This window comes from Pseudacidovorax intermedius (assembly GCF_001476815.1).
GTDB classification, from domain to species: Bacteria; Pseudomonadota; Gammaproteobacteria; order Burkholderiales; family Burkholderiaceae_C; genus Xenophilus; species Xenophilus intermedius_A.
Genome location: NZ_LDSL01000134.1, coordinates 1 through 16,129, shown reverse-complemented (window position 1 = coordinate 16,129; position 16,129 = coordinate 1). Strand labels below are relative to the sequence as shown.

The window sequence follows — 16,129 nt, the reverse complement described above, 5'->3', positions numbered from 1 at the left end:
GGAAACCGCTGCCGTTTTTTCAGCGCACCACGGCGATCTGCGTGCGCTGGCCACCCTTGTAGGTGTACAGCGTCAGGGCGCCGTTCTTGATGTCGCCCTTCTCGTCGAAGGCGATGGGGCCGGTCAGGCCCTTGTATTCGATCTTGCCGACTTCGGGCAGGTACTTCGCCGGATCGGCCGAGCCGGCCTTCTGCATCGCAGCGGCCAGCACCTGCACGGCGTCGTAGACGTACGGGGCGTAGATCTGCACGTCCACACCGTTCTTTTCCTTGAACTTGGTCTTCCAGGCGTCCAGCGGGGCCTTGAAGTCGCCGTCCACGCCGCCGGCTTCGGCGCAGTAGACCATCTCTTCGCCCACGGCATCGCCGGCCAGCTTGGCCAGTTCGCCGGTGCACAGGCCGTCGCCGCCCATGAACTTGACGTTCAGGCCGAGTTGCTTGACCTGCTTGAGCATCGGGCCGCCCACGGCGTCCATGCCGCCGAAGAACAGGATGTCGGGCTTGGCGCCCTTCAGCTTGGTCAGGATGGCGTTGAAGTCGGTGGACTTGTCGGTGGTGAACTCGCGGCCCACGATGGTGGCGCCGGCGGCCTTGGCGGCCTTCTCGAACTCGTCGGCGACGCCCTGGCCGTAGGCCGTGCGATCGTCGATCACGGCGATGTTCTTGCCCTTGAGCGTGTCGACGGCGTACTTGCCCAGCGTGCCACCCAGATGGGTGTCGTCGGCCACCACGCGGAAGGTGGTCTTGAAGCCCTGGCGGGTGTACTTGGGGTTGGTGGCCGAGGGAGAGATCTGCGGAATGCCGGCGTCGCTGTAGATCTTGGAGGCCGGGATGGTGGTGCCCGAGTTCAGGTGGCCCACCACGCCGTTGACCTGGCTGTCCACCAGCTTCTGGGCGACGGCGGTGCCCTGCTTCGGATCGCCGGCATCGTCTTCGGCGATCAGTTCGAACTTGGCCGTCTTGTCGCCGATCTTGACGCCCTGGGCATTCAGGTCCTCGATGGCCATCTTGGCGCCGAGTTCGTTGTCCTTGCCGAGGTGGGCGATGGGACCGCTGGTGGGGGCCACGTGGCCGATCTTCACCGTCAGGGTCTCACCGGCGGGAGGCGTGGCCGGCGCGGGAGCAGCCGCCGTGGGCGCAGGGCTCGTCGCAGGTGCCGCGGCTTCTTCCTTCTTGCCACAAGCCACCAGCGAAAGTGCAGCCAGGGCGACCGCGGTCCATTTCAATTGCATGAGAAACCTCCAAACGATGAGGAACAGGAATAGACAGATTTAGCTCTACCGGTCGGTCCGACCGGAGCACCGACATGGAGCAAGTTCCAGGCCGCAGCGCCGGCGTTCGGCACCCTCGCGCCTGCCGACCTGCGGGCCAGTTTAGCCCAACGATGGTGCGCTTCCCCCGGCGAAAACACGGGGTTCGGCGGCGTCGAGTTCCTGCGCCAGCGCCTCGCCGATCAGGCGGCGCAAGCGGCCTTCCAGGCGCGCGCGGATGACGGGGATCATGGCGTCCAGCTGCTGCTGGACCGCCTCGGACACCACGTCGGTCAGCGCCTCTTCCAGCCGCAGATCGACGCGCTGGAGCACGCGGTGCAGCAGCTCTTCCTCGATGGCGAAGACGTCGTCCGGCCGAATGGCGACCATCGACGGCGCGGCGGCATGCCTGGCGTCGACGGTGCGCGGTCCGGCGGGCGATGCGGACGGTGCCATGGTCGGTGCCGGTGCACCGCTCGGGGGCGCCGCCGACGGCGCGTTTGCGGGTAATGCCGCCGAGCGCGCCGCAGCATCGCCGGCCTCGAGACCAGCACCCTCGGCGCGCCCCGGCGACAGGTCCAGCAACCCGGCCTGCGGCCATTTCAGTTCCGGCTCGGCCAGGGGTGGCGGCGCGTCCAGGTCGACCACCGCCGTGAGCGTGGGCACGAAGCGCGGCGGACGGCGCGGCCCGACGTTGCTCATGCCGCGTCGGCCGCCTGTGCCGTCCGTGCGCCCACGTCGTGGCGCGTGATGGCATAGCCGCGGTCGGCATAGTGGCGCCAGCGGTTGCGGCCTGCCAGGCGCTCGGCATCGTCCAGGCCCACGATGTCGATCAGGCGCTCGAAGCGCTCGAAGCCCGCGGGCAGGTCGACGCCCAGGTTGAGCATCACCTGCCGGTGCGAAGGCGCGTCGCCCTCGGCCAGGCCGAGCACCACCGGCGAGCGGCCGCGCACGTGCACCGGCGCATCGGCCTTGCAGTGCGCGATGAAGTCGGCCGGCGAGAACAGCCAGAGCGCTTCGTCCAGCGCATCCAGCAGCGGCGCCGGCCCCTGCACCACCACCTGCGCCCCCGCACCCAGCACCGCCTTGCGCAGCAGCCGGCAGGCGTGGCGCAGCTTGTCGGACGTGTTGTAGTGGACGTCGATCTCGGTCACGGCTGGCGCGGCAGATCAGGCGGCCGCCGTCTTGCGGGCGCGCTTGCGCGGCGCGGCGGTGGCTGCGCCTTGCCCCGCCTGCGCCAGCAGGTAGCTCAGCAGCAGGCCCACCGGGCGGCCGGTCGCGCCCTTGGCGCCGCCGCTCTTCCAGGCGGTGCCGGCGATGTCCAAGTGCGCCCACGGGTAGGCCGAGGTGAAGCGCTGCAGGAACTTGGCCGCCGTGATGGCGCCGCCCGCGCGCCCGCCCACGTTGGCGACGTCGGCAAAGCGGCTCTTGAGGCCGTCCGCATAGTCGTCGTCCAGCGGCAGGCGCCAGCACAGGTCCTGCGACGCATCGCCCGCCGCCTGCAGTGCCTGCGCCAGGGCCTCGTCGGTGGCGAACAGGCCGCTGCGCACGCCGCCCAGGGCCACCACGCAGGCGCCGGTGAGCGTGGCGATGTCGATGACCGCCGCCGGCTCGAAGCGCTTGGCGTAGCACAGCGCGTCGCACAGGATCAGCCGGCCTTCGGCATCGGTGTTCAGGATCTCGATGGTCTGGCCGTCCATGCTGGTGACCACGTCGCCGGGCTTGACCGCACGGCCGTCGTTCATGTTCTCGCAGCTGGGGATGAGGCCGACGACGTTGATGGCCGGCTGGATCTCGCCGAGCGCGCGGAACACGCCCAGCACGCTGGCCGCGCCGCCCATGTCGAACTTCATCTCGTCCATGTCGGCGGCGGGCTTGAGCGACACGCCACCGGTGTCGAAGGTGATGCCCTTGCCCACCAGCACCTGCGGCGCCACGTCCTTGCCCGCGCCCTGGTAGCGCAGCACGATGAAGCGCAGCGGCTGTTCCGAGCCCTGCGACACGGCCATGAAAGCGCCCATGCCCAGCTTGGCAACCTCGCGCGGGCCCAGCACCTCGACCTTGAGCTTGGGGCCACGCGCCAGCGACTGCGCGGCCTCGCCGAGCATGGTGGGCGTGCTGTGGTTGCCGGGGCGGTTGGCCCATTCCTTGGCGAATTCGATGCCGCGCACCGTGCCGCGCGCCACGTCGAAGGCGGCCTGCAGGCCGGCTGCCGCGGGCGTGCCGATCACCACCTGCCGCAGCGAGCGCGGCTCGGGCTTGGACAGGGTGGTGGTGTAGACGTAGCTGGCATCGGCCACGGCCAGCACGGCGGCATACAGGGCCTGCTCGCCCACGTCGCCGGCGAAGGCGATGACCATCTTCTTGGGTGCCGACGACTTGACGGCCTGCACCGCGGCACCGACCGCGCTGCGCACGGCCGCGGGCGACAGGTCGCCGGCGCAGCACAGCACGAGGCGCGCGGCCGATACGCCGGCCGCCGCATAGGCCGCCACCAGCTTGCCGGGTTTGCCCTTCAGGTCGCCGGCCTTGCGGGCCTGGGCGAGCAGGCCGGAGACGCCGTCGTTGCCGGCCGGCTTGAAGTCGTCATGGAGGAGGACGACGAGCACGTCGGCCTTTTCTGCGGCAGCCTGCGCGAGGCCGAGGGTCTTGAGTTGGAAGTCCATAATCCGTCTTTTCGCTCGGACGATGTTATTCCATTCCACTTTGCGCAAGGAGCTGTCGCGCAGCTTCGGGGCCACGCTGGTGGTGCTGATCGCGATCGTGATGACGATCATCCTGATCCGCACGCTGGGCCTCGCCTCGCGCGGCAGCGTCAATCCCTCCGAAGTCTTCCTGGTGATGGCCTATACGGTGATCGGCTACATGCCCACCATCCTGAGCCTGAGCCTGTTCATCTCCATCGTCGGCACGCTCTCGCGCATGTACCGCGACAGCGAGATGGTGATCTGGTTCTCGGCCGGCCGCGGCCTGGCGGACTTCATCTCGCCGCTGCTGCGCTTCGCCTGGCCGGTGCTGCTGCTGATCGCCGTGCTGGCGCTGGTGGGCTGGCCCTGGGCCAATTCGCAGACGCAGGGCATGCGCGACCAGTACGAGCGGCGCGGCGACCTCGAGCGCGTGGCGCCCGGGCAGTTCCAGGAATCGGCCGCCCGCAACCGCGTCTTCTACATCGACAAGGACTCGCCGGGCGCGACCTCGGCCTCCAACGTGTTCATCTCCTCGCTCGAGCGCAACCAGCAGATCATCACCTCGGCCCAGAGCGGCAAGATCGAGTCGCTGGATGGCGGCCGCTATCTGGTGCTGAGCAACGGCCAGCGGCTGGAACGCAGCTTCGACAACAACGACCTGAAGATCAGCGAATTCGCCACCTACGGCGCCCGCATGGGCGACGACAGCCCGCTGCCGGGCGATGCCGTGCCGCCCAAGGCCCAGTCCACCCTGTCGCTGCTGGCCAGCCCGACGCCGGCCAACCAGGGCGAGCTGGGATGGCGCATCGGCATGGTGCTGGCGGCCATCAACTTCGTGCTGATCGCGCTGGTGGTGTCCAACGTCAATCCGCGCGTGGGGCGCAGCGGCAACCTGCTGTTCGCCCTCTTCTGTTTCGTCATCTACTTCAACCTGCTCAACCTGGGCCAGAACTGGGTGGGCAGCGGCCGCTTCCCGCTGCCCGGCTTCGTGGTCGCGCTGCATGGCGGCGTGCTGGTGGCGGTGCTGGCCTGGCTGTGGCTGCGCCAGCACAGCTGGCGCCGGCCGCGCGCGGTCGCCCCGGCCGTCGCCCGCTGACCCGACAGGACCGCCTCCCGACCGCATGAGAACCCTGCGCCGCCTGATCTACGTGGAGGCGATCAAGTCGATCGCTTTCGTCACGCTGGGCTTCCTGAGCCTGTTCTTCTTCTTCGACTTCGTGGACGAGCTGTCCTCGGTGGGCCAGGGCACGGTCGCGCCCTACGGCCTGCCGCAGGCCCTGCTGTACGTCACGCTGCTGGTGCCCAGCCACCTGTACGAGCTGCTGCCCATCGCGGTGCTGATCGGCACCATCTTCGTCATGGCCAACCTGGCCCGCAGCTCCGAATACACCATCCTGCGCACCAGCGGCCTGGGGCCGTGGCGGGCGCTGCGCATGCTGCTCACGCTGGGCCTGGGCTTCGTGCTGCTGACCTTTGCCGTGGGCGACTACGTGGCGCCGCTGTCGGACCGCGCGGCGCAGCTGCTCAAGTCGCGCTACCAGGGCTACCTGGCGACGGCGGGGCTGACGGGCGGCTGGCTCAAGGAACGCCGCGGCGACGATTCCTTCGCCGTGAACGTCGTCTCCATCGACCGCGACGGCACGCTGAAGCTGCCGCGCATCTTCGAGTTCGACAACCGCGGCTTCCTGCGCTCGCTGACCACGGCCAACACGGCGCGCATCGTCGACGGCGGCTGGGTGCTGCAGGACGCGCAGCGCCAGGAATTCCAGACCGGGCCGAACAATGCCGCGCCCAAGGTCGTCAACGTCCACCAGCCGCTGATGGCCTGGCAGACCGGCCTGACCACCGACATGGTGGCGGTGGCGCTGCTCAAGCCCGAGCGCATGCGCACCATGGACCTGTTCGAATACACGCGCCACCTGGACGCCAACGGCCAGGCCACGCAGCGCTACAAGATCGAGTTCTGGCGCAAGGTGTTCTACCCGCTGTCCTGCCTGGTGATGGTGGTGCTGGCCCTGCCCTTCGCCTACCTGCACTTCCGCCAGAGCGGCATCGCCGGCTATGTGTTCGCCGGCGTGATGATCGGCATCAGCTTCTTCCTGTTGAACAACGTGTTCGGCTACATCGGCAACCTGCGCGACTGGTGGCCCTGGGCCACGGCAGCGGCGCCGGGCCTCCTGTACTCGCTGATGTCGCTGGGCGCCTTCGGCTGGCTGGTGCTGCGGCGATGACGGCGCGCGGCATCGTCCTGTTCGCTCACGGCTCGCGCGACGCGCAGTGGCGCGCACCCGTCGAAGCCGTGGCCCGGCGCGTGGCCGAGCAGGCGCCCGATGCGCGCGTGCGCTGCGCCTACCTGGAACTGGTGGCGCCCGATCTGCCCGCCGCAGTCGCCGAACTGGTGGCCGAGGGCGTGGCGAGCATCCACGTGGTGCCGCTCTTCCTCGGCATGGGCCGCCACGCGCGCGAGGATCTGCCCGTGCTGATGGCCGAACTTCGGCAGCGACACCCCGGCGTGCACTTCACCCAGGCGCCCGCCGTGGGCCAGGATCCGGCCGTCATCGACCTGCTGGCACGCCTCGCGCTGAACCCGCCTCGATAGATTCATAAGGCATAATGAATCGCGATAAATATCGGGATTTGTTATGAACCTTCACCAGTTCAAGTTCGTTCAGGAGGCCGTGCGCCGCAACCTGAACCTGACCGAAGCCGCCAAGGCGCTGCACACCTCGCAGCCCGGCGTCTCCAAGGCCATCATCGAACTGGAAGAAGAGCTGGGCGTGGAGATCTTCGCCCGCCACGGCAAGCGGCTCAAGCGCGTGACCGAGCCCGGCCAGCACGTCATCGCGAGCATCGAGCTGATCATGCGCGAGGTGGGCAACCTGCGGCGCATCGGCGAGCAGTTCAGTGCCCAGGACAGCGGCACGCTGTCCATCGCCACCACCCACACGCAGGCCCGCTACGTGCTGCCGGTGCCGGTGGTGAAGCTGCGCGAGGCGTACCCGAAGGTCAACGTCAGCCTGCACCAAGGCTCGCCGGCCCAGGTGGCGCAGATGGTGCTCGATGAGGTCGCCGAGATCGGCGTCGCCACCGAGTCGCTCGATGCCTACGACGGCCTGGTCACCCTGCCCTGCTACGAATGGCAGCACGTGCTGGTGCTGCCCAAGGACCATCCGCTGGCCACCAAGGAACGCGTGAGCCTGGAGGACCTGGCGGCCGAGCCGCTGATCACCTACCACCCTTCCTTCACCGGCCGCACGCGCATCGACCATGCCTTCGCGCAGAAGAAGCTGTCGCCGCGCATCGCGCTGGAAGCGATCGACTCCGACGTCATCAAGACCTATGTGCGCCTGGGCCTGGGCGTGGGCATCGTGGCCGAGATGGCGGTGCGCGAGGACAGCAACGACGACCTCGCCGTGCGGCCCATGGGCCAGGTGATCGGCCAGAACGTGGCGCGCGTGGCCTTCAAGCGCGGCGCTTACCTGCGCAACTTCGTCTTCAAGTTCGCCGAGCTGCTGTCGGACCGGCTGGACCGCAACCTGATCGCCAAGGCCCTGAGCGGCCATTACGACGACTACGAACTCTGAAACCGCCGCATCGCGCTCTCACTGCCATGACCGCACCCCGCACGCCCGAGCCGGGCACCAAGCTGCCCGCCGTGGGCACCACCATCTTCACCGTGATGTCCGCGCTGGCGGCCGAGCACGGCGCCGTCAACCTGGGCCAGGGCTTCCCGGACTTCGGCTGCGATCCGAAGCTGCTGGAGGCCGTCACCGCCGCCATGGCCGCCGGCCACAACCAGTACCCGCCGATGACCGGCGTGCCGCTGCTGCGCGAGCGCATCGCGGGCAAGATCGAGGCGCTCTACGGCCGCCGCTACGACGCCGGCAGCGAGATCACCGTCACCGCCGGCGCCACGCAGGCCATCATCACCGCCGTGCTGGCGCTGGTGCGGCCGGGCGACGAGGTGATCGTGCTCGAGCCCTGCTACGACAGCTACGTCCCCAACATCGAACTGGCCGGCGGCGTGGTGGTGCGCGTGCCGCTGGTGCCGGGCAGTTTCCGGCCCGACTTCGACCGCATCGCCGCCGCGCTCACGCCGCGCACCCGGGCCATCATCGTCAACACGCCGCACAACCCCAGCGCGACGGTGTGGACCGCCGAGGAGATGCGCCGGCTGGACGAACTGCTCGCGCCGACGGACGTGTTCGTGATCAGCGACGAGGTCTACGAGCACATGGTCTACGACGGCGCACTGCACCAGAGCGTGGCCCGCTTCCCGGGCCTGGCGGCGCGCAGCCTGATCGTCAGCAGCTTCGGCAAGACTTACCACGTGACCGGCTGGAAGGTGGGCTACGTGGCCGCGCCGGCCGTGTTGACGGCCGAGTTCCGCAAGGTGCACCAGTTCAATGTCTTCACTGTGAACACGCCGATGCAGCATGCGCTGGCGCACTTCATGGCGGACGCGGCGCCCTATCTGGAACTGCCGGCCTTCTACCAGCGCAAGCGCGACCTCTTCGCCGAGGGCCTGGCCCGCACGCGGCTGCGCCTGCTGCCGAGCGAAGGCAGCTACTTCCAGTGCGTGGACATCTCCGCGGTGAGCGACCTCTCGGAGTCGGACTTCTGCCAATGGCTCACGCGCGAGATCGGCGTGGCGGCCATCCCGCTGTCGGCCTTCTACGGCGACGGCTTCGACCAGCGCGTGGTGCGCTTCTGCTACGCCAAGAAGGACGAGACGCTGCGCAGCGCCCTGGCGCGGCTGGCAAAACTCTGACAGCGGACCGGGCCGATGGCCTGACAGCGCAAGAGGCCGGCGGCCGGCCGGGCATGCACCGGGATGCACTGAGCATCTGCGCCATCAACAACTTCCAGAGCACGGAGCCCGCCATGTCCCTGTCCTTCATCCTCCTCATCGTCCTGATCCTGCTGCTGATCGGTGCGCTGCCGAGCTGGGGCTACAGCCGCAGCTGGGGCTATGGCCCGAGCGGCGGCCTGGGTCTGGTGCTGGTGATCGTGATCGTGCTGCTGCTGATGGGACGCATCTAGTCCCCACGCCGCATCGTCAAGCCGCCCGCGTGGGCTGGGTCGTCGACCCGGTTCACGCGGGCGGTTTTTCTTTGTCCCGGTGCAGGCAGGGCCAGCCCGATGGCGTCGGGCCACGTGCGGCACGGATTCGGATGGGCGGCATTCAGCCGAGCGCCCGCACCTCGTTCAGGATCAGCTCTCCCACCTCCGCCATCAGCCCGCTCTCCGTCGTCGTCACGCGGTTCCAGAGGTAGATCGGCCGGGCGGCCGCCGGCCCCGGCCAGGGCAGCTGGGCCAGCCCGAAGCGCCGGCCCAGGCGGCGCAAGGGAAAGTCCGGCAGCACCGACAGGTGCCGGCCCCGCGCCAGCATCTCCAGCAGCACGAAGGCCTCGCCCAGCACCGTGACCTGTGCGCGCATCTGCTGCACGCCGCCGCCGGACAGCATGGCCCGCACGTCCTGGTCGAAGGGCGACGCCGTGCCCAGGCTGATCCAGTCCGCCGCCTCGGCCTCGCCGTGGGCGATCGATGCCCGTCCCGCGAAGGGATGGCCCAGTCCGGCATAAACGCCCAGGCTGTCCGCCACCAGCAGCCGCCGCTCGATGCCCTCGGGCGGCCGCTCCAGCCAGGACGGTCCGATGACGAAGTCGTGCTGGCCGTCGATCAGCTGCTCGACCAGCACGTGGGGCCGGTCGCTGCGCACCGACAGGGCGAGGTCGTCGAAGCGCGCGAGCAAGGCACGCGTCACCTCGTCGAGCACGGCGGCGCCAACCATGGGGCCCGAACCGATGCGCAACTGCCGGCGGATGCCGCCCCGATGCCGCGCGCTCACCTCGGCCGCGTCCTTGAGCCGGCGCGCGATGGCGCGGCCCTCGCGCGCCAGCATCTCGCCCAGCGGCGTGCTGCGCACCCCATAACGGCTGCGCTCGAAGAGCTGGCCGCCGGCCTGCATCTCCAGCGTCTGCATGTTGTGCGTGAGGGTGGGCTGCGTCAGGTGCAGGTGCCGGCTCGCCTGAGTGATCGAGCCTTTTTCCAGGATGGTCGCAAGCTGGACCAGGTGCCGGGGATCCATCGGAATTTTTATGGTTGGCGCGTGATTTTCAATTTTACGGATGGGTCCGCGCTGCCTAAGCTCGGCGCTTGCTTCCTGCTTCCTCCGCCATGACCGCCAGACCGAACATCATCTACATCGTCGCCGACGACCTCGGCTATGCCGACCTGGGCTGCTACGGCGGCCGCAGCGCCGACTTCGGCCCGGTCTCGCCGAACATCGACGCCATGGCCCGCGGCGGCCTGCGCTTCACCGAGGGCTATGCCAACTCGCCGGTGTGCTCGCCCACCCGCTTCGCGCTGATGACCATGCGCTACCAGTACCGGCTGCGCGGCGGCATGGAAGAGCCCATCAACAGCCGCAGCAAGGGCAGCACCACGCTGGGCCTGCCGCCGACGATGCCCACCCTGCCCTCGCTGCTGCGCGAGGCCGGCTATGCCACCGCGCTGATCGGCAAGTGGCACCTGGGCTACCCGCCCGCCTTCGGGCCGCTGCGCTCGGGCTACGACGCCTTCTACGGCATCATGGCCGGCGGCGTGGACTACTTCACCCACTGCTCGGGCAAGGGCGACCACGACCTGTACCTGGACGAGGAAGAGCACCACGAGCCCGGCTACCTCACCGACCTGCTGTCCGCGCGCGCGGTCGATCACGTGCGCACCCGTGCCGCCGACGCCCGGGCCGGCAAGCCCTTCTTCCTCAGCCTGCACTACACGGCGCCCCACTGGCCATGGGAGACCCGCGACGACGAACACGTGGCCGCCCAGACCGCCGCCAACCTGTTCCACCTGGACGGCGGCAACATCCACACGTACCGCCGCATGATCCACCACATGGACGAGGGCATCGGCCAGCTGGTCGAGGCGTTGCGCGCCGAGGGCCTGCTGGACGACACGCTGATCGTCTTCACCAGCGACAACGGCGGCGAGCGCTTCTCGGACAACTGGCCGCTGGTGGGCGGCAAGATGGACCTCACCGAAGGCGGCATCCGCGTGCCCTGGATCGCCCACTGGCCGGCGGCCATTCCCGCCGGCATGACCAGCGACCAGCACTGCATGACCATGGACTGGTCGGCCACGATGCTGGCACTCGGCGGCGGCGCGCCACCGGCCGGCCATACGCTGGATGGCGTCTCGCTCGCCGCCGTGCTGCGCGATCCGCAGCAGCGCTTCGAAAGGGCGCTCTACTGGCGCATGAACCACCGCGGCCAGCGCGCCCTGCGCCGCGGGCCCTGGAAGTACCTGCAGGTCGACGGCCACGAGTACCTGTTCGACCTGCGCGCCGACGAGCGCGAGCGCGCCAACCTGGCGGCGCGCGAGCTCGAGCGCCTGGCGGCGATGCGCGCGGACTGGCTGGCCTGGAACGATTCCGTGCCCGCCATTCCGGAGGACGCGGCCGTGAGCCTCGGCTACTCCTACCGCGACATGCCGCAGCGCTGAGCCCCCTTCACGATTCACGGAGACAACCATGACGACCATCCCCTTCGGCCGGCGCGCCGTCCTCTTCAGCGCACTGGCGCTTGGCTGCCTGGCGAGTCTGGGCGCCCAGGCCCAGACTTGGCCCATCAAGCCCATCAAGGTGATCGCGCCCTCGACGGCCGGCGGCGCCCCGGACGTGTATGCCCGGGCCCTGGCCGACCTGATGTCGCGCGAACTGGGCCAGCCCATGGTGGTCGAGAACGCGCCCGCCGTCGGCGGCATGGTGGCGGCCCAGCAGATGCAGCGCGCCCAGCCCGACGGCTACACGCTGCTCGTCAGCACCGCCGGCATGATGACCATCACGCCCAACGCCAATCCCAAGGCCAGGTACCAACCGGCCGACTTCACGCCCATCTGCCAGGGTGTGGATGCCGGCCTGGTGCTGGCGGGCAGCCCCACGCTGGGACCGAAGGACTTCAAGGCGCTGCAGCAGTGGCTGAAGGCCGAGAAGGCACCGCCGAGCTATTCCTCCTATTCGCCGGGCTCGCCCGCGCACTTTCTGGGCTACCAGCTGAGCGAGGCCTCGAATGTGCCGATGACGCACGTCCCTTACCGCAGCGGCCCGCAGCAGATCATCGACATGGTGGGCGGCATCGCGCCCCTGGGCTTCACGCAGATCGCCACCGCGTCGCCGCAGATCAAGGCCGGCAAGCTGGTCGCCTTCGCCACCACGGGCCCGCAGCGTGCGCCCGAACTGCCCGACGTGCCCACGGTGCGGGAGCTGGGCCTGCCGCAGCTGGAGACCACCGTCTGGTTCGGCCTGACCGGCCCCGCCGGCCTGCCCGCCCTGGTCGCCAAGCGGCTGACCGACGCGCACCGCAAGGTGCTGGCGTCGCCGGAGTTCCGCAACCGCATGGCCACGTCGGGCCTCGTGCCCTCGGCCGACATCTGCGGCGACGCCTTCCTGAAGAAGATGAACGACGAGTCGGCCCGCTGGGCCCGCATCGTCAAGGCCACCGGCTTCGTGGCCGACTGAAGAGCCCGTAGTCAGCCGTCCCACGCATACTCCGGCGATGGCCGAACCAGATGCAAGACACGAAGCAGCCGGGGCGCCCCGCACCCCGGCCCGCCCCGCCTGGCGCACCGGCGGCGAGGAGCCCGACTACCGCTTCACGCTGGCCAACGAGCGCACCTTCCTGGCCTGGATCCGCACCGCGCTGTCGGTGCTGGCGGCGGGCGTGCTGCTCGACCAGTTCTCCACCAAGCTGCAGCCGCATCTGGTGGTGGTCGCCACGGCCATCCTGCTGTGCGGCGTGGCCGGCGTGCTGGGCTCGCTGGCCTACACGCGCTGGCGCGACAACGAGGTGTCGATGCGCCACCGGCGTGCGCTGCCCCATTCGCGCATGCTGGCCATCCTGACGGTGGCCGTGGTGCTGGTCTGCGCGCTGCTCGCCATGCTGATGGCCTGGGCCATCGCCAGCCACCGCGCCTGAATGCCGGCCGACTCGAGCCGCGATACCGGGCTGCAGCCCGAGCGCACCACGCTGTCCTGGACGCGGACCGCCGCCGGCCTGCTGCTCAATGCCATGCTCAACCTGCGCAGCGGCTACGTCCACGATGCCGTGCCGCTGCTGGTGCTGTCGGGCGCGCTGGTCGTGGCGGCTGCGGCGGTGTCCGGCTTCGGGTGCGTGCGGCGCCGCCAGTTGGCGAGGCGCGGCCCCGCAGCGCTGGCCGATCCGCTGGCCATGCGCGTCGTCACGGCCGCCACGCTGCTGGCCACGGGCACGGGCCTGGCGTCGGTGCTTGTCGGCCATTGGGGATGAGGCGCCCCGGGCGACGCACACCGTCCGGGTGGACAGTGCTTCCCGCCAGAAAAGCAGAAAGCCGGCATGCACGCGCATACCGGCTTTCGAGTGGCCCGAAGGCCATCGCCCTTCACCAGACCCGCTGACAACGGGACCAGGACGGGCGACGAAGGTCCGATTACAGGCCGGCCTTGCGGTAGACCGACAGGCTGCCCTGGGTGTACTGCGTCGGGATCGTGCTGTTCACGAAGGCCTTGGCATCCAGGTTGGACGTGGGGTTGTGGGCCGCGGCCACGGCTTCGGCCTGGACGGCGGCGCGGCTGCGCGGGGCGGCCGGGGCGGCGGCGACCTGCTGGCCGACGTATTCCAGGTTCTGCTCGGCGCGGGCGGCTTGCACGCCCTGGGCGTTCACTTCGGCGCGGCTCAGGGCCGACACGGGGGCGACGACGCCCTGGTATTCCTCGGCGTGGGCGCCGGCAACGGCGGCGAACGACAGGGCGGCGAGGGCGATGATCTTCGAGGTCTTGGTCATGATTTTTCTCCTGTGATGCAGGCAATGCGTTGAACAGAGCTGGCAGGGCACCCGCCCCGCCGGCTTCGGGTCTGCGTTCAATCGCTGGCCCGTGAGATGAATTGTGGAACGCGACCCCAGGGAAAACCCGCATCGTTTCCGAACGTGGTGTTCCAGCGCACGAAACAATCGCAAGCCGAACATGAAGCGGCCGCCCTGCGCGACGACCTGCCCGCGGAACAGCGTCCCGGCGTGCACAGTCCAAATAATTCAATGATACTTGTATGATTGAATGATGAATGAGCGTCAAGCCGTCGCCGCCCTCGGTGCACTCGCCCATGCCCAGCGCCTGCGGGTGTTCCGCGCTTTGGTCGTCGCCGGCCCGGTGGGCGCGACGCCCAGTGCCATGGCCGATCAACTGGACGTGGCACGCAACACCCTGTCCTTCCACCTCAAGGAACTGGCCCGTGCGGGCCTCGTTTCGGCGCAGCCGCAGGGCCGCAACCTGATCTACCGCGCGGACTTCACGCACATGAACCAGCTGCTGGGCTACCTGACCGAGCACTGCTGCCAGGGCGCGGAGTGCGAAGTCGGGGACGCGTCCCGGTCGTGCACGTCCTGCTGACGGCGGCCATGCGACCCGCGACTTCCAGACACCTTCCAGCACCCGACCACCGCGACACCACGACGATGACCGCCGCAAGCCAGGACAACGACCATCGGCCCGCCTCCTCCGCCATGAGCGGCTTCGAGCGCTGCCTCACCCTGTGGGTGCTCGCCTGCATCGCGGCCGGCATCGGTCTGGGCCATATCGCGCCCGGCGTGTTCCAGGCCATCGGACGGATGGAAGTGGCCCAGGTCAACCTGCCGGTGGGGCTGCTGATCTGGGTCATGGTGATTCCGATGCTGCTCAAGGTGGACTTCGGCGCCCTCGGGCAGGTGCGGCGGCACTGGCGCGGCATCGGCGTGACGCTCTTCGTCAACTGGGCGGTCAAGCCCTTCTCGATGGCCCTGCTGGCCTGGTTGTTCGTGCGCCATGTGTTCGACGTCTGGCTGCCGGCCGAGCAACTCGACAGCTATGTGGCGGGCCTCATCCTGCTCGCAGCCGCGCCATGCACGGCCATGGTCTTCGTCTGGAGCCGGCTGACGGGCGGCGACCCGGTGTTCACGCTGTCGCAGGTGGCGCTGAACGACGTACTCATGGTGTTCGCCTTCGCCCCGATCGTCGGGCTGCTGCTGGGTCTGTCGGCCATCACCGTGCCGTGGGCGACCCTGCTGACCTCGGTGCTGCTGTACATCGTCGTGCCGGTCGTCCTAGCGCAGCTGTGGCGGCGCGCGCTGCTGCGCCGCGGCCAGGCGGCCTTCGACGGCGCGCTGGCGCGTGTCGGTCCGCTGTCCATCGGGGCGCTGCTGCTCACGCTGGTGCTGCTGTTCGCCTTCCAGGGCCGCGCCATCCTGCAGCAGCCGCTGGTCATCGCCATGCTGGCGGTGCCGATCCTCCTCCAGGTGTTCTTCAATTCGGGCCTGGCGTACTGGCTCAACCGCCGGCTCGGCGAGACGCACGCCATCGCCTGCCCTTCGGCGCTGATCGGGGCGAGCAACTTCTTCGAGTTGGCCGTCGCGGCGGCCATCAGCCTGTTCGGCTTCCAGTCCGGTGCGGCACTCGCCACCGTGGTCGGCGTGCTGATCGAGGTGCCGGTGATGCTGCTGGTCGTGCGCCTGGTCAACCGCTCGCGCGGCTGGTACGAGCGCGGCGCGGCCCGCGCCTCCTGAATCGTTTCTGCCCTGCCCCATGAGCGACATCACCATCTTCCACAACCCCGACTGCGGCACCTCGCGCAACGTGCTGGCCCTGATCCGCAACAGCGGCGAAGAACCGACCGTCATCGAGTACCTGAAGACGCCCCCCGACCGTGCGACGCTGGTGCGCCTGATCGCGGCCATGGGCGTGCCCGTGCGCGCGCTGCTGCGCGAGAAGGACACGCCCTACGCAGCGCTCGGCCTGGGCGATCCGGCGTGGCACGACACGCAGCTCATCGACGCGATGATCCAGCACCCGATCCTCATCAACCGGCCGATCGTGGTGACGCCGCTCGGCACGCGGCTGTGCCGGCCTTCGGAGGCGGTGCTCGCGATCCTGCCCCGGCCGCAGCGCGGCGCATTCAGCAAGGAAGACGGCCAGCCGGTCGTCGATGCGCAAGGCCGCCGCGTCTGAGCTTCTCGATGCGGGTCTTGGGCGGCTGGCAATCCTCCGATCCAGCCAACGGATGCGCGTGCCGGGCCGCTGGATGCGCATGCCGACGATCCCCAACCGGTCCTCACCGCCCTTTCATGGCGTCGCAGGCGATACGCCGCCCGGCCCGCCTTGCGCCAGCCGCTGCGGCAGCCG

The 16,129-nt window shown here is 69.5% G+C and carries 20 protein-coding genes; 14 read left to right on the top strand and 6 right to left on the bottom strand.

Annotated features, from left to right (window positions below):
* Positions 1-19: 19 nt before the first annotated feature.
* From NS331_RS19700 to NS331_RS19685, 4 genes are all read right to left on the bottom strand, one after another.
* Positions 20-1,231, bottom strand: a complete 1,212-nt coding sequence (locus tag NS331_RS19700) for a branched-chain amino acid ABC transporter substrate-binding protein (RefSeq protein WP_058643656.1) — start codon at positions 1,229-1,231, stop codon at positions 20-22.
* 141 nt (positions 1,232-1,372) lie between these two features.
* A complete protein-coding gene (locus NS331_RS19695; protein ID WP_153012942.1) occupies positions 1,373-1,915 on the bottom strand; it encodes a hypothetical protein in 543 nt (180 codons plus the stop codon).
* 32 nt (positions 1,916-1,947) lie between these two features.
* Positions 1,948-2,403 carry a DNA polymerase III subunit chi gene (locus NS331_RS19690; protein WP_058643654.1) on the bottom strand — a complete coding sequence of 152 codons (456 nt, stop codon included), beginning with the start codon at positions 2,401-2,403 and terminating at the stop codon, positions 1,948-1,950.
* 15 nt (positions 2,404-2,418) lie between these two features.
* Positions 2,419-3,915: a leucyl aminopeptidase gene (locus NS331_RS19685; protein ID WP_058643653.1), complete on the bottom strand. Its 1,497-nt coding sequence runs from the start codon at positions 3,913-3,915 to the stop codon at positions 2,419-2,421.
* A gap of 22 nt (positions 3,916-3,937) precedes the next feature.
* Here NS331_RS19685 and lptF point away from each other — a divergent pair, with 22 nt between their 5' ends.
* The 6 genes from lptF (at position 3,938) to NS331_RS19655 (ending at position 8,979) form a co-directional block, all read left to right on the top strand.
* Entirely contained in the window at positions 3,938-5,032 is a 1,095-nt protein-coding gene (gene lptF, locus NS331_RS19680; RefSeq protein ID WP_058643652.1) for an LPS export ABC transporter permease LptF, read from the top strand.
* A gap of 25 nt (positions 5,033-5,057) precedes the next feature.
* Complete coding sequence (gene lptG, locus NS331_RS19675) at positions 5,058-6,167, top strand: LPS export ABC transporter permease LptG (protein ID WP_058643651.1); 1,110 nt, start codon at positions 5,058-5,060, stop codon at positions 6,165-6,167.
* Positions 6,164-6,535, top strand: a complete 372-nt coding sequence (locus NS331_RS19670; protein ID WP_058643650.1) for a sirohydrochlorin chelatase — start codon at positions 6,164-6,166, stop codon at positions 6,533-6,535. Before lptG ends, NS331_RS19670 begins: the two co-directional genes overlap by 4 nt.
* A gap of 43 nt (positions 6,536-6,578) precedes the next feature.
* Positions 6,579-7,520 (top strand): CysB family HTH-type transcriptional regulator, encoded by a 942-nt coding sequence (locus tag NS331_RS19665; protein ID WP_058643649.1) that lies wholly within the window; start codon positions 6,579-6,581, stop codon positions 7,518-7,520.
* Positions 7,521-7,546: 26 nt separating this feature from the next.
* Positions 7,547-8,707 carry a pyridoxal phosphate-dependent aminotransferase gene (locus NS331_RS19660; protein WP_058643648.1) on the top strand — a complete coding sequence of 387 codons (1,161 nt, stop codon included), beginning with the start codon at positions 7,547-7,549 and terminating at the stop codon, positions 8,705-8,707.
* A 113-nt stretch (positions 8,708-8,820) separates the two neighbouring features.
* On the top strand, positions 8,821-8,979 hold the full coding sequence (locus NS331_RS19655; protein ID WP_017761920.1) for a DUF3309 family protein: 159 nt from the start codon (positions 8,821-8,823) through the stop codon (positions 8,977-8,979).
* 142 nt (positions 8,980-9,121) lie between these two features.
* Here the strand turns inward: NS331_RS19655 and NS331_RS19650 are convergent, their stop codons facing one another.
* On the bottom strand, positions 9,122-10,027 hold the full coding sequence (locus NS331_RS19650) for a LysR family transcriptional regulator (RefSeq protein WP_058643646.1): 906 nt from the start codon (positions 10,025-10,027) through the stop codon (positions 9,122-9,124).
* 89 nt (positions 10,028-10,116) lie between these two features.
* Between NS331_RS19650 and NS331_RS19645 the strand changes: the two genes are divergently transcribed.
* From NS331_RS19645 to NS331_RS19630, 4 genes are read left to right on the top strand one after another with little or no spacing between them, the layout of a single operon-like run.
* Positions 10,117-11,445, top strand: coding sequence for a sulfatase family protein (locus NS331_RS19645; protein ID WP_058643645.1), 1,329 nt, complete (start codon positions 10,117-10,119; stop codon positions 11,443-11,445).
* Positions 11,446-11,473: 28 nt separating this feature from the next.
* Positions 11,474-12,460 carry a Bug family tripartite tricarboxylate transporter substrate binding protein gene (locus tag NS331_RS19640; protein WP_058643644.1) on the top strand — a complete coding sequence of 329 codons (987 nt, stop codon included), beginning with the start codon at positions 11,474-11,476 and terminating at the stop codon, positions 12,458-12,460.
* 37 nt (positions 12,461-12,497) lie between these two features.
* Positions 12,498-12,917: a YidH family protein gene (locus NS331_RS19635; RefSeq protein WP_058643643.1), complete on the top strand. Its 420-nt coding sequence runs from the start codon at positions 12,498-12,500 to the stop codon at positions 12,915-12,917.
* On the top strand, positions 12,918-13,247 hold the full coding sequence (locus NS331_RS19630) for a DUF202 domain-containing protein (RefSeq protein WP_058643642.1): 330 nt from the start codon (positions 12,918-12,920) through the stop codon (positions 13,245-13,247).
* 160 nt (positions 13,248-13,407) lie between these two features.
* Here NS331_RS19630 and NS331_RS19625 read toward each other — a convergent pair whose 3' ends face one another.
* Positions 13,408-13,761, bottom strand: coding sequence for a hypothetical protein (locus tag NS331_RS19625; protein ID WP_058643641.1), 354 nt, complete (start codon positions 13,759-13,761; stop codon positions 13,408-13,410).
* Between the two features lie 274 nt (positions 13,762-14,035).
* On the opposite strand from NS331_RS19625, the gene NS331_RS19620 reads away from it, so the two are divergent.
* The 4 genes from NS331_RS19620 to NS331_RS27005 form a co-directional block, all read left to right on the top strand.
* On the top strand, positions 14,036-14,365 hold the full coding sequence (locus tag NS331_RS19620) for an ArsR/SmtB family transcription factor (RefSeq protein ID WP_058643640.1): 330 nt from the start codon (positions 14,036-14,038) through the stop codon (positions 14,363-14,365).
* A 65-nt stretch (positions 14,366-14,430) separates the two neighbouring features.
* Complete coding sequence (gene arsB / locus NS331_RS19615; RefSeq protein WP_058643639.1) at positions 14,431-15,513, top strand: ACR3 family arsenite efflux transporter; 1,083 nt, start codon at positions 14,431-14,433, stop codon at positions 15,511-15,513.
* A gap of 19 nt (positions 15,514-15,532) precedes the next feature.
* Positions 15,533-15,955: an arsenate reductase (glutaredoxin) gene (gene arsC / locus NS331_RS19610; RefSeq protein WP_058643638.1), complete on the top strand. Its 423-nt coding sequence runs from the start codon at positions 15,533-15,535 to the stop codon at positions 15,953-15,955.
* Positions 15,933-16,129, top strand: a 197-nt coding sequence (locus NS331_RS27005; protein ID WP_345940359.1) for a hypothetical protein, incomplete at its 3' end; no start/stop codon positions are given. The genes arsC and NS331_RS27005, both read left to right, overlap by 23 nt.

Bases quoted from the DNA above. Each gene is read 5' to 3' on its own strand.
- NS331_RS19700 (WP_058643656.1), bottom strand. From the start codon at position 1,231: ATGCAATTGAAATGGACCGCGGTCGCCCTGGCTGCACTTTCGCTGGTG.
- NS331_RS19685 (WP_058643653.1), bottom strand. From the start codon at position 3,915: ATGGACTTCCAACTCAAGACCCTCGGCCTCGCGCAGGCTGCCGCAGAA.
- lptF (WP_058643652.1), top strand. From the start codon at position 3,938: ATGTTATTCCATTCCACTTTGCGCAAGGAGCTGTCGCGCAGCTTCGGG.
- lptG (WP_058643651.1), top strand. From the start codon at position 5,058: ATGAGAACCCTGCGCCGCCTGATCTACGTGGAGGCGATCAAGTCGATC.
- NS331_RS19670 (WP_058643650.1), top strand. From the start codon at position 6,164: ATGACGGCGCGCGGCATCGTCCTGTTCGCTCACGGCTCGCGCGACGCG.
- NS331_RS19665 (WP_058643649.1), top strand. From the start codon at position 6,579: ATGAACCTTCACCAGTTCAAGTTCGTTCAGGAGGCCGTGCGCCGCAAC.
- NS331_RS19660 (WP_058643648.1), top strand. From the start codon at position 7,547: ATGACCGCACCCCGCACGCCCGAGCCGGGCACCAAGCTGCCCGCCGTG.
- NS331_RS19655 (WP_017761920.1), top strand. From the start codon at position 8,821: ATGTCCCTGTCCTTCATCCTCCTCATCGTCCTGATCCTGCTGCTGATC.
- NS331_RS19650 (WP_058643646.1), bottom strand. From the start codon at position 10,027: ATGGATCCCCGGCACCTGGTCCAGCTTGCGACCATCCTGGAAAAAGGC.
- NS331_RS19645 (WP_058643645.1), top strand. From the start codon at position 10,117: ATGACCGCCAGACCGAACATCATCTACATCGTCGCCGACGACCTCGGC.
- NS331_RS19640 (WP_058643644.1), top strand. From the start codon at position 11,474: ATGACGACCATCCCCTTCGGCCGGCGCGCCGTCCTCTTCAGCGCACTG.
- NS331_RS19635 (WP_058643643.1), top strand. From the start codon at position 12,498: ATGGCCGAACCAGATGCAAGACACGAAGCAGCCGGGGCGCCCCGCACC.
- NS331_RS19630 (WP_058643642.1), top strand. From the start codon at position 12,918: ATGCCGGCCGACTCGAGCCGCGATACCGGGCTGCAGCCCGAGCGCACC.
- NS331_RS19625 (WP_058643641.1), bottom strand. From the start codon at position 13,761: ATGACCAAGACCTCGAAGATCATCGCCCTCGCCGCCCTGTCGTTCGCC.
- NS331_RS19620 (WP_058643640.1), top strand. From the start codon at position 14,036: ATGAATGAGCGTCAAGCCGTCGCCGCCCTCGGTGCACTCGCCCATGCC.
- arsB (WP_058643639.1), top strand. From the start codon at position 14,431: ATGACCGCCGCAAGCCAGGACAACGACCATCGGCCCGCCTCCTCCGCC.
- arsC (WP_058643638.1), top strand. From the start codon at position 15,533: ATGAGCGACATCACCATCTTCCACAACCCCGACTGCGGCACCTCGCGC.